The following is a 12,348-nucleotide window of genomic DNA, read 5'->3' on the forward strand; positions in this document are numbered from 1 at the left end:
ATAAAAATACATTCGTTTTACTGGAAATTATTTCATAAAAAATTATAAAAATACAGAATCGCATAATGATATATACGTAGTTTTTGATTAGATTTGCACCATTAAAGCTATACTTTTAAATTATGATAAAAGAGAAAGTCAATACTAGTTTAACATTCGAAGATTTTAAAACTGAAGTCTTAAATGATTACCGAATTGCCATAATAAGTCGAGAATGTAGTTTATTGGGCCGTAAAGAAGTATTAACTGGAAAAGCCAAGTTTGGTATTTTTGGTGATGGAAAAGAAGTTCCGCAACTTGCCATGGCCAAATGCTTTAAAAACGGGGACTTCCGTTCTGGATATTATCGCGATCAGACCTTTATGATGGCTATTGGCGAATTGACTATCGAACAATTTTTTGCCGGTTTATATGGCCATACTGATATTGACCTAGAGCCAATGTCTGCAGGAAGACAAATGGGTGGTCACTTTGTAACCCATAGTTTGAACGAGGACGGATCTTGGAAAAACTTAACTCAACAAAAAAATTCTAGTGCCGACATTTCCCCAACAGCTGGGCAAATGCCAAGATTACTCGGACTGGCACAAGCTTCAAAAATATACAGAAACGTTCCTGGTATTCCAAATGCAGACCAATTTTCTATAGATGGAAATGAAATTGCATGGGGAACTATTGGAAACGCAAGTACATCAGAAGGATTATTTTTTGAAACCATAAATGCTGCCGGAGTTTTACAGGTTCCAATGGTGATGAGTGTTTGGGATGACGAATATGGAATTTCGGTACATGCAAGACACCAAACCACTAAAGAGAGTATTTCTGAAATCTTAAAAGGTTACCAAAAAGAAGAAAATTCTAATGGTTTTGAAATACTAAAAGTAAAAGGCTGGGATTATGTAGATTTGATTGCCACTTATCAAAAAGCGGCCGAAATAGCTCGTGAAAACCACGTTCCTGTTTTGATTCATGTTGATCAACTTACTCAACCGCAAGGACACTCCAGTTCTGGTTCCCACGAAAGATATAAAAATGCGGCCCGATTGGCTTGGGAAAAAGATTTTGACTGTATTCGTCAAATGAAATTATGGATGATTGCTATCAATATTGCATCTCCTGAAGAAATTGACGCTATTGATTTGGAAGCCAAAAAAGAAGTTTTTGAAGGAAAAAAAGCAGCTTGGAATGCTTTTATTGGACCAATAGTTGAAGAGCAAAACGAATTGGTTTCTATATTAGAAAGAATAGCTGTAACCAGTGCCAAAAAAGAAGAAATTCTTAAAAATGCTGCTTCTTTAAAAAGTATCAAGTCTCCTTTGAAAAAGGAAATAATGGTAATCGCACGAAAAACATTGCGTTTAATTATCAATGAAGAAGACAAATTAGAATTGTCCAGCTGGATTACTGCTTACATTAAAAAGACACAACCGAGATTTAGCAGTAATTTATTTTCAGAATCGGATAAAAATGTATTTTCTGTCAAAGAAGTTTTACCACAATATTCTAATGGTTCCACAGAAGATACTGATGGCAGAATGATTTTGAGAGACAACTTCGATGCTATTTTTACTAAATATCCAGAAACCTTAATTTTTGGTGAAGATGCAGGAAACATTGGTGATGTAAACCAAGGTTTGGAAGGAATGCAAGAAAAATACGGAGAGTTACGTGTTGCCGATGTTGGGATTCGTGAGGCCACTATACTAGGTCAAGGAATTGGAATGGCATTGAGAGGATTACGTCCGATTGCTGAAATTCAATATCTTGATTACTTATTGTATGCGATCCAAATCATGAGCGACGATTTGGCTACATTACAATACAGAACTGTAGGTAGACAAAAAGCACCACTTATTATACGTACCCGTGGACACCGTTTGGAAGGTATTTGGCATTCAGGTTCTCCAATGGGAATGATTATAAACGCTATCAGAGGAATCCATGTTTTGGTTCCTAGAAATATGACACAAGCCGCTGGTTTTTACAATGCTTTATTGGAATGTGACGAACCTGCTTTGGTTATCGAATGCTTGAATGGTTACCGATTAAAAGAAAAAGCACCGTTGAATTATGGTGAATTCAAAACACCAATTGGTGTTGTGGAAACATTAAGAAAAGGAACTGATATAACACTTGTTTCTTATGGCTCTACATTGAGATTAGTAGAACAAGCTGCCAAAGAATTATTTGAAGCTGGTATAGACTGTGAAGTTATTGATTTACAATCTTTGCTTCCGTTTGATATAAATAGTGACATTGTAAAAAGTATCGCAAAAACCAATCGATTATTGGTGATTGATGAAGATTTACCAGGTGGAGCTTCTGCTTACATTTTGCAACAAATTGTAGAGCAACAAGATGCTTACAACCATTTGGACAGCAAACCGCAAACTTTAACTGCAAAAGCTCACCGACCTGCTTACGGAACAGATGGGGATTATTTCTCAAAACCTTCTGCTGAAGATATTTACGAAAAGGTATATGGAATGATGCATGAAGTAAATCCTTCGAAATATCCAAGTTTATATTAAACTTAAAATATTATATTCTAAATCCCATTCGCTGCGTCGAATGGGATTTTTTTTATCTTTATTTCAACTAATCCCCATTCCTGAATGATACCATTAGAAACTTTATTTTTAGATTTAAAAGATATCAAAGTAATTGATAGCACTATCCCCTATTCACAATACACACCTTTAGATTTAACAGCATCCAATCTGGAATTGAATCAGCTGAATATCTCTGATTCTTCTCAATTTGAAACTTATATCGAACAACTTTTAGCCAAAAATAAAGCTTCAGTTGCTTATGGTGGTTATAATGAAATTCGTAATTTGTATAAACGAAGTACTGTCTTTAATGATTTAAATACTGAGGAACGGAACATTCACATCGGGTTGGATTTATGGATCAAAGCAGGAACTTCTGTTTTGGCAGCTTTGGATGGAAAAGTGCATAGTTTTCAATACAACAATAACTTGGGTGATTACGGCCCCACCATTATTCTGGAACACCAATTGGAAAACCATATTTTTTATACGTTATACGGTCATTTATCTTTAAAAAGTATCGCATCTATCAAAGCTGGTGATTTCTTTGCAAAAGGACAACAATTGGCAACATTAGGTGATGCAAGTGTAAATGGTGATTATTCCCCACATTTGCATTTTCAGATTATTAAAGACATTAAAGAAAACTTCGGTGATTACCCTGGAGTTTGTAGTAAAAACAAGTTGGATTATTATTTGGAAAACTGTCCTGATCCCAATCTGCTACTAAAGATTTACTAATAATCTGATATTTTATTTTTATCATAAATGTAAAATACAAAATGTTTTTTTTCCAGTTTATAAAAACTTACTTACTATTTACAAGCTTTCTTATTAGATTTCAATAAAATAACCAAACCACTAACCTTTCAATTTCAAAAGATAAGTCTTGTATTAATAGTTATTGGTTGTACTTATGACTACATTTGGTATGGATATACCCTATTTATGGAATGTATTAAAGAGAATATTTCTTTTTAAGACTACTGTCCGAAGTAAATATTGGTACCATGAAATCACTTTCGGCCATAGAAGACAATAGTTTACTTAAATCACTGCCTAACAATAAATTAATAGCTATAAAAGAAATCACAAACTCGAAAAATCCTATTCAAAAACTTCGTTTTTTTAAAAAAAGTGAGCCAGAAAAATCTTTTACTGTTGTGGCTATTGGTGCATCTGCAGGTGGTCTTGAAGCAGTAACCCAATTATTGAAAAACCTTTCTCCTACCACAGGTATGGCTTTTATCTATGTCCAGCACCTAAGTCCAGATCATAAAAGTTTACTTGACAAACTTTTGTCTAAAGTAACTCAAATGAAGGTGCAGTTGATTGATAACATGGAATTACTAAAACCCAATAATTTTTATGTTATTCCCAATGATAAAGAAATTGAGGTTATTGATGGACATATAAAATTGACTCCCCGCCCTAAAAACAGAACTTCAAACTTTTCAATTGACTTACTTTTTTCTTCTTTGGCAGAAACGCACCATGAAAATGTTATTGGCATTATTCTATCAGGATCGGCCAATGATGGTACAAGAGGATTAAAAGAAATTAAACAAGCAGGCGGAATCACTTTTGCTCAAGATGAATCGGCTAAATTTAGTAGCATGCCCAATTCTGCAATTGCCGAAGGCATTGTTGATTTTGTATTATCTCCAAAAGAAATTGGAATTGAATTAACACGTATCAGTCATCATCCGTTGATAATCAATACAACCATAAAAAAAATCCCTGAAGCCGAAATAGAAAATAGTAATCCAGAGTTGAAGGTTATTCTACAGCTTTTACACAAAAGAAAAAACGTAGATTTCAGTCACTACAAAATGAATACTATCAAAAGAAGAATGCTTCGCAGGATGTTAGTTCATAAAATTAAAACTTTAAAAGAATACATTGAAATACTTACTAATCAAAGTAATGAAGTTGATATTCTTTATCAGGATTTATTGATTAACGTAACTGCTTTTTTTAGAGATACTGAACCTTTTTTGTATTTAAAAAATGTAATTCTGCCTAAATTAATTGAGACCAAAGCAACAGATGAAACTCTTCGTATATGGGTAGCCGCTTGTGCAACTGGTGAAGAGGTTTATTCGATAGCTATGTTATTACTCGAAATACAAGAAAATAATCCTAACAGTATTCCTTTTCAAATTTTTGCTTCAGATCTCAGTGCCGATGCCATTCGAATTGCTAGAACTGGAGAATATTCAGCTTCACAATTGGCAACTCTTTCACCAGAAAGACTACTTCGTTTTTTTGTAAAATCGAAAAACAAATACAGAATTTCTAAAGAACTACGGGATGTTTGTGTTTTTGCAAAGCACAACATTTTGCGTGATCCTCCATTTTCAAGAATGGATTTTATCAGTTGTCGAAATATGTTAATCTATTTGGACACCACTGCACAGAAAAAAGCCATTTCCACTTTTCATTATGCCTTAAACGATGGTGGTTGTTTGATGTTGGGAAAATCGGAAACTATTGGAACAACTACACAGCTTTTTACCATTCTCGATAAAAAATTTAAATTTTATTCCCGAAAAAAAAATTCAGGATTACGAACTATTCCAGATCTTACTTCAAATCTTTCCCATATTACTATGCCTGATAAAAACACAATACCACCCTCTACATTCAAAAAAGTATCAACATCAATAAACGGTACTATAGGAATGGCATTTGACACTGTTTTACTCGAACATCACGTTCCTGCCAGTGTTATTATCAACTACGATTTGGAAATTCTTCAATTTAGAGGATTAACTTCTATGTACCTGCAGCATTCTCCAGGTAAAGCCAGTTTTAATATTTTGAAAATGGCACATATCGAAATCACATTTGAGTTGCGAAATGCTATTCATCATGCCATCAAAACAAAACTTCCTATCCGAAAAATGGGAATTGAAATGAATCGGAATCCTATAGATAACACCATTCAAATTGTAAATATTGAGGCCATACCGCTGAATATTGAAGGAGAAGAACCTTTGTTGATTGTAATTTTTACGGGATACATTCAACATGAAACTGAAGAAGAATCTATAAAAGGGCAACAAAACAACACCATTGCAAAAGACCGCAGAATAAAAAAACTGGAGGAAGAACTTGCTGCAGCCCGAGCTGATATGGGCTCTATTACACATGACCAGGAAGCCGCCAACGAAGAATTGCAAAGTGCCAACGAAGAAATAGTCTCAAGTAATGAAGAATTACAAAGCCTGAATGAAGAACTCGAAACTTCCAAAGAAGAGATTGAATCAACCAATGAGGAATTGGTAACCAGCAATCAGGAATTACATTCCAGAATTCAACAAGTCGAAGAATTAAATCAATATAATGAGGTTATACTCTCTACGGTTCATGAACCTGTGCTTGTTCTTGATAAAGACATTAAAATAAAATCAGCCAACATATCATTTTGCAAAACGTTTCATGTAACCGAAGAAGAATGCATTGGAAAATCATTGTATCAATTAGGGAATAACCAATGGAACATTCAGAAATTACGAGAGCTTATAGAAGAAATTGTTCCAAAAAACAACCGCTTCCATGATTTTGAAGTAGAACATATTTTTCCGGTCATTGGCAAAAAAATAATGCTGCTTAATGCTCACCGCATCATCCAAGCACGAGAAAATGAAGAATTGATTGTCCTAACAATCATTGACATTACCGATGTTCGAAATCTTGCTATTGAACTCCAAGTTAAAGAAAAAAAGGTTTTGGAAGTGCAACTTGAAGTCGAAAAAAAATCACTTAAATTGATTGAAGACAGCAATAAACGCTATAACATGATGTTGATGCAATCACCTTTCTCTTTTGCCATACTAAAAGGAAAAGATATGATTATTAAACTCGCCAATCATAGTATTAAAGAGCTTTGGGGAAAAGGAAATGCAATAGAAGGCAAACCTATTCTTACTGTTTTGCCCGAATTAGAACACACTGTAATTCCTAAAATGTTTGACGAAGTATACACAACTGGTATTCCACAAGAAGGATATGAACTACTAATCCCTTTGATGCGCAACGGACAATTAAAAGATGCTTATTTCAATTTTGTGTATCAGCCTTATCTCGATGCCGATGAAACCATTTTGGGAGTGACTATTATTGCTTATGAAGTTACAGCTCAGATTAACTTAAAAAATGAATTAATTGAAGCCAAACGCATTGCAGAAGAAAATACAAAAATTGCCGAAAATGCCTTAAAATCTAAGCAACAATTTTTGTCGAATATGAGCCATGAGATTAGGACTCCGATGAATGCAATAATTGGTTTTACTAATGTGGTTTTGAAAACTGAATTGAATAAAGAACAAAAAGAATTCATCACAGCTATTAAATCTTCGGGAAGCGCATTGATTGTTTTAATTAATGATATTCTTGATCTTGCCAAAGTAGATGCAGGTAAAATGACTTTTGACAAAAAAAACTTCAACATATTTGAATCGATTGCCGACATCTTTTATCTGTTTGAATCTAAATGTTCAGAGAAAAATTTAAAATTAGAACAACAATACGATAATCGAATTCCTGAATATATTGTAGGCGACAGTATGCGTTTGCGACAAATTATTTTGAATTTAATAAGCAATGCAATCAAATTTACATCAAAAGGAAAAATAATATTGAGTGTTCAAATGCTGAAAGAAGATTCCGAAAAAACTACAATAGAATTCACATTAACCGATACAGGTATTGGGATTCCAAAAAATAAACTGGCTACTATTTTTGATAATTTCGAACAGGCATCTACCGAAATTTCACGATTATATGGGGGAACTGGTTTAGGTCTTGCCATTGTTAAACAACTTGTTGAGCATCAAGGCGGGACATTAATTGTAAAAAGTGAAGAAGGCAAAGGTTCCACTTTTGGGTTTGTTATGGATTTTGAAAAATTCTGTGATGAAATTCCTGCCGAAACAGAAAATATTTATAATGCGATCGAAGGATTAGAAAATGTAAAAGTTTTGGTCGCAGAAGACGTACCGCTGAATCAGCTTTTGGTTAAAATCATTTTAGAGGAATTTGGTTTTCAATGTGATATTGCCGAAAATGGTAAAGTAGCCATACAGAAACTAAAAGAAAATAGTTATGACATTATTCTGATGGACATTCTAATGCCAGAAATGAATGGAATCGAGGCAACAGATTACATTCGGAATAAAATGAATTCCAAAATTCCTATCATAGCGCTTACAGCAGATGTGACGACCGTAGATGTACAAAAATCGAAAACCGTGGGAATGAATGATTACATCTCTAAACCTATTGACGAAAAACTTTTGTATGAGAAAATAGTCAAACAGCTTAAGAAATCACTTCCTAAGAAATAGAACTCTAACCTTTGCCAAAGTTTTAAACTTTGACAAAGGTTAAATGCTAGACAAAATTATATGCATCTAGTTTTTTTGATTTGCAATTAAAATTTTGCTAATGGCTTATATTTAAACACTCAACAATCTGTGAATTATACAACAATCTTGTAAATTCTATAACATCATTTGTTGATTTCTTGACGACATTTACTCTATCTATTAAATAAGAAAAAACTTGAAATTATATATTAAATACATGGTTAGTAATCGCTGCAAAATGGCGGTGAAAGAAGAGTTGAAAAAACTTGGTCTACACTTTATCGTGGTCGATTTAGGCGAAGTAGAAATCATGGAAACTATTTCTATGTACCAAAGGGAACAACTCAAAATAGGTTTAATTGATTCGGGACTCGAATTGATGGACGACAAAAGAGCCATGCTTATCGAGAAGATAAAAAATGTAATTATTGAATTGGTGCATCATACCGATGAAAATATAAAAATCAATTTTTCGGATTATTTGCATGAAAAATTAAATCACGATTATACTTATATGTCCAATCTTTTTTCGGAAGTACAAGGAACAACAATCGAGCAGTTTATCATTTCGCACAAAACCGAAAGAATCAAAGAACTGATTATCTATGGCGAACTCAATATTACCGAAATCGCTTGGAAAATGGGATACAGCAGTGTAGCGCATTTGTCAAGCCAGTTCAAGAAAGTAACGGGCTTATCTCCTACTCACTTTAAACAATTAAAAGATAAAAGACGCAGCCCGATTGAAGAAATTGGGAATTAATTACAATATTGGTTAAAACTCAACTATAAATTCAACAAACAATACCACGTTTAACCATGCAAGAATTACAATATGCCCGTAGTTTGATCGAAGCCAATTTGGATCCTTTGGTAACCATAAGTTCTGAGGGTAAAATTACGGATATGAATGAGGCGCTTACATTGATCACAGGTATATCCAGAGATGACTTAATGGGAACTTATTTCAAAAATTATTTTACTGAACCAAACAAAGCACAAAACGTCTATCAAGAGGTTTTTGCTAATAATACAGTTTCTGATTTTCCGCTTACCTTTCGCCATAAAAATGGAAGACTGACTGAAGTATTGTTTAGTGGTTCGATTTTTAGGGATGTTCAAGGGAATATAAAAGGTGTTGTAATCGTAGCCAGAGACATTGCCGAACAAAAATGGGCGTTAGAATTGCGAAATGCCAACAAAGAACTGGCCTTTCAAAATGATGAAAAAGAGAAAAGAGCCGATGAATTAGGCATTGCCAACAAAGAATTGGCTTTTCAAAATGAAGAAAAAGAAAAAAGAGCTGCTGAATTAGGTATTGCTAACAAAGAACTGGCCTTTCAAAATGATGAAAAAGAGAAAAGAGCCGATGAATTAGGCATTGCCAACAAAGAATTGGCTTTTCAAAATGAAGAAAAAGAAAAAAGAGCTGCTGAATTAGGTATTGCCAACAAAGAATTGGCCTATCAAAATAATGAAAAAGAGAAAAGAGCCGATGAATTAGGAATTGCTAATAAAGAATTGGCTTTTCAAAATCAAGAAAAAGAAAAAAGAGCTGCAGAGTTGGCTATTGCAAATGAAGAACTGGCTTATCAAAATAAAGTCAAAGAGAAAAGAGCCGCGGAGTTGGTCATTGCCAACAAAGAATTAGCTTTTCAAAATGATGAAAAAGAAAAAAGAGCCGATGAATTATACATCGCCAATAAAGAGCTTATTTTTCAAACAGAAGAGAAAGAAAGCAGAGCAGCCGAACTCTTAATTGCAGACTTGGAGCTTGAATTTCAAAATAAAGAAAAAGAAAAACGTGAGATTGCCAATAAAGAATTAGAAGCCTACAGTTATTCTCTTAAACTGGCTTCTCAATATTCTTTAAGTCTGATTGAAGCGAGTCGGGATCCATTATTTACAATATCACCAAACGGAAAAATTACAGATACTAATGATGCAACAGTACAAGTAACTGGTGTATCAAGGGAACAATTAATAGGTTCTGATTTTTTTGATTATTTCACAGAACCCGAAAAAGCTCGTGAAGGATATAAAAAAGTTTTTTCAAAAGGATTTGTGGTAGATTATCCGCTTACTATAATGGACGGTAATTTTACCGATGTTTTGTTTAATGGTTCCGTTTATAAAGATGACTTAGGTAATGTTGTTGGCGCTGTAGTTGTTGCCAGAGATATAACAGAGCAAAAAAGAATTGCAACAGAACTAATTGAGGCCAAAGTTTTTGCCGAACTAGCTACGTCTTTAGCCGAAGTAGCAAAAAGTAAAGCCGAATCAGCCACACAAATTGCTGAAAATGCAGTAAAAGCGAAACAGCAATTCTTGTCGAATATGAGTCATGAGATTCGGACTCCGATGAATGCGATTATAGGATTCACAAAAGTGGTCTTAAAAACCGAATTAACAGCCAAGCAAAAAGAATATTTGATGGCTATAAAAATGAGTGGTGACGCTTTAATTGTACTAATTAATGATATCTTGGATTTGGCTAAAGTAGATGCCGGAAAAATGACTTTTGAAAAGACACCTTTCAAAATAAAAAAATCATTGTCTTCAATGCTTCATTTATTTGAAACCAAAATTCAGGAAAAAAATTTAAAATTAGTAACTGATTACGACAATAATATCCCTGACATTTTGCTTGGAGATCCAGTTCGGTTACATCAAATTATTTTAAACTTAGTTAGTAATGCAGTAAAATTCACAAACAAAGGAATCATTACTGTAAGTGTGCATTTAATGTTTGAAGACGACAAAAAAGTAATTATTGAATTTGCTGTTAATGACACAGGAATTGGAATTGCAGAAAACAAAATAGATCGAATATTTGAGAATTTCCAACAAGCTTCAAGCGGCACTTCAAGATTATATGGAGGAACTGGACTTGGACTTGCCATTGTAAAACAATTAGTAGAATCTCAAGGAGGCAGCATTATGGTTAAAAGTAAAATAAACGAGTATTCCAGTTTTAGTTTTACTTTACCGTTTTTAAAAACAAAAGAAAAAGCAGTATTGGATAATGAAATTATGGAATTGGATAAAGAAATAAAAGGTATCAGAGTGTTGGTTGTCGAAGATATGGCTCTCAATCAATTATTGATGAAAACGGTTTTGGATGATTTTGGTTTTGAACGTGATATCGCCGAAAACGGAAAAATTGCCATTGAAAAACTCAAAACTAATCAATACGATATTGTTTTGATGGATTTGCAAATGCCCGAAATGAATGGTTTTGAAGCCACAGAATACATTAGAAAAACATTGAATTTGACTATTCCGATCATTGCTCTGACGGCAGATGTTACTACGGTAGATTTGGCTAAATGTAAAGCTGTAGGCATGGATGACTACATTGCAAAACCCATTGATGAAAGAGTTTTGTATAGTAAAATTGTTGGGTTAGTACATAAACCAAAAAAAATAGGATCAAAAAAAAATGATGTCATGGAAGTTTTGAAAGATGATAAAGTAAAATACATCAATCTAGATTATTTAAATCACCGCACTAAATCCAATCCAAAATTGATGATAGAAATGATTGGTCTATATCTGGAACAAACACCGGAACTTATCAGTACATTAAAACAAAGCTTGTTGGATCAAGATTGGAATTTGCTAAATGCTGCAATTCACAAAATGATTCCTTCTTTTTCGATCATGGGAATTCATTCCGATTTTGAAAATATGGCCAAAAAGATCCAGGAAATTGTGGCGATACAACAACAAAATGATGAAATGGAAGATATGATTTTGAAACTTGAAAACGTGTGTATGCAAGCCTGCAAAGAATTGGAAGTAGAATTAGAAACATTAAAAAAATCCCTAAAATGAACACCACAAATAAAATCAAACTGTTCTTAGTCGATGATGACGCTTTGTTCTTGAAATCATTGGAAATTGAGTTTCTGGATCATGCTGATTTTGAAATAGAAACGTACTCTACTGGAGAACTTTGCTTGGCCAATTTATCCAATAATCCAGATGTTATTATTTTGGATTATCATCTGGACGGTATTGATAAAAATGCGATAAACGGTATGGAGACCTTGGATAAAATAAAAGCCTTCAATCCTGAAATTGCTGTCATTATGTTGTCTTCTCAAGATAAAATTGAAGTGGCTATCGATTGTATGCACCATCAAGCCTTTGATTATGTGGTTAAAAGCGAAACGGCTTTTGTTCGTTTGCAAAAAATAATATCAGCTCTTTTCGAATATAGAAAAATGAAAAAAGAATTGAAGTGGTATATGGATAGAATGTAATAAAAAGGAATCTCAGATAGATTAAATCATATTCCCTATAAAATTAATTTTTTAAAGCATTGATTTGAATATTATTGAGCAAAACTACATCTGTAAATTCTGTAATTATTTTCAAAAGTTATGTAATCTCTACTCCTGCTCAATGCTCCATCTTTG

The 12,348-nt window shown here is 33.4% G+C and carries 6 protein-coding genes; all 6 read left to right on the plus strand.

From position 1 onward, the window contains the following. Nucleotides 1–122 precede the first annotated feature (122 nt). The 6 genes from B0E44_RS15775 to B0E44_RS15800 all read left to right on the plus strand — a co-directional run bounded on the left by B0E44_RS15775 (nt 123) and on the right by B0E44_RS15800 (nt 12,192). Entirely contained in the window at nt 123–2,531 is a 2,409-nt protein-coding gene (locus tag B0E44_RS15775) for a thiamine pyrophosphate-dependent enzyme (protein ID WP_077377445.1), read from the plus strand. Nucleotides 2,532–2,615: 84 nt separating this feature from the next. Further along, complete coding sequence (locus B0E44_RS15780; RefSeq protein WP_077377448.1) at nt 2,616–3,293, plus strand: peptidoglycan DD-metalloendopeptidase family protein; 678 nt, start codon at nt 2,616–2,618, stop codon at nt 3,291–3,293. A gap of 269 nt (nt 3,294–3,562) precedes the next feature. Next, nucleotides 3,563–7,903 carry a CheR family methyltransferase gene (locus B0E44_RS15785; protein ID WP_077377451.1) on the plus strand — a complete coding sequence of 1,447 codons (4,341 nt, stop codon included), beginning with the start codon at nt 3,563–3,565 and terminating at the stop codon, nt 7,901–7,903. A 238-nt stretch (nt 7,904–8,141) separates the two neighbouring features. Further along, nucleotides 8,142–8,687: an AraC family transcriptional regulator gene (locus B0E44_RS15790; RefSeq protein ID WP_077377454.1), complete on the plus strand. Its 546-nt coding sequence runs from the start codon at nt 8,142–8,144 to the stop codon at nt 8,685–8,687. 56 nt (nt 8,688–8,743) lie between these two features. Then, nucleotides 8,744–11,761: a PAS domain S-box protein gene (locus B0E44_RS15795; RefSeq protein ID WP_077377457.1), complete on the plus strand. Its 3,018-nt coding sequence runs from the start codon at nt 8,744–8,746 to the stop codon at nt 11,759–11,761. Then, complete coding sequence (locus tag B0E44_RS15800; RefSeq protein WP_077377460.1) at nt 11,758–12,192, plus strand: response regulator; 435 nt, start codon at nt 11,758–11,760, stop codon at nt 12,190–12,192. The genes B0E44_RS15795 and B0E44_RS15800 overlap by 4 nt, the downstream gene beginning before the upstream one ends. Nucleotides 12,193–12,348: the final 156 nt, after the last annotated feature.

It is taken from the genome of Flavobacterium sp. A45 (genome assembly GCF_002001005.1).
Taxonomy (GTDB): Bacteria; Bacteroidota; Bacteroidia; order Flavobacteriales; family Flavobacteriaceae; genus Flavobacterium.

What these genes read in the sequence shown, in the direction of transcription:
- B0E44_RS15775 (WP_077377445.1), top strand. Translation starts at nt 123, where the DNA reads ATGATAAAAGAGAAAGTCAATACTAGTTTAACATTCGAAGATTTTAAA.
- B0E44_RS15780 (WP_077377448.1), top strand. Translation starts at nt 2,616, where the DNA reads ATGATACCATTAGAAACTTTATTTTTAGATTTAAAAGATATCAAAGTA.
- B0E44_RS15785 (WP_077377451.1), top strand. Translation starts at nt 3,563, where the DNA reads ATGAAATCACTTTCGGCCATAGAAGACAATAGTTTACTTAAATCACTG.
- B0E44_RS15790 (WP_077377454.1), top strand. Translation starts at nt 8,142, where the DNA reads ATGGTTAGTAATCGCTGCAAAATGGCGGTGAAAGAAGAGTTGAAAAAA.
- B0E44_RS15795 (WP_077377457.1), top strand. Translation starts at nt 8,744, where the DNA reads ATGCAAGAATTACAATATGCCCGTAGTTTGATCGAAGCCAATTTGGAT.
- B0E44_RS15800 (WP_077377460.1), top strand. Translation starts at nt 11,758, where the DNA reads ATGAACACCACAAATAAAATCAAACTGTTCTTAGTCGATGATGACGCT.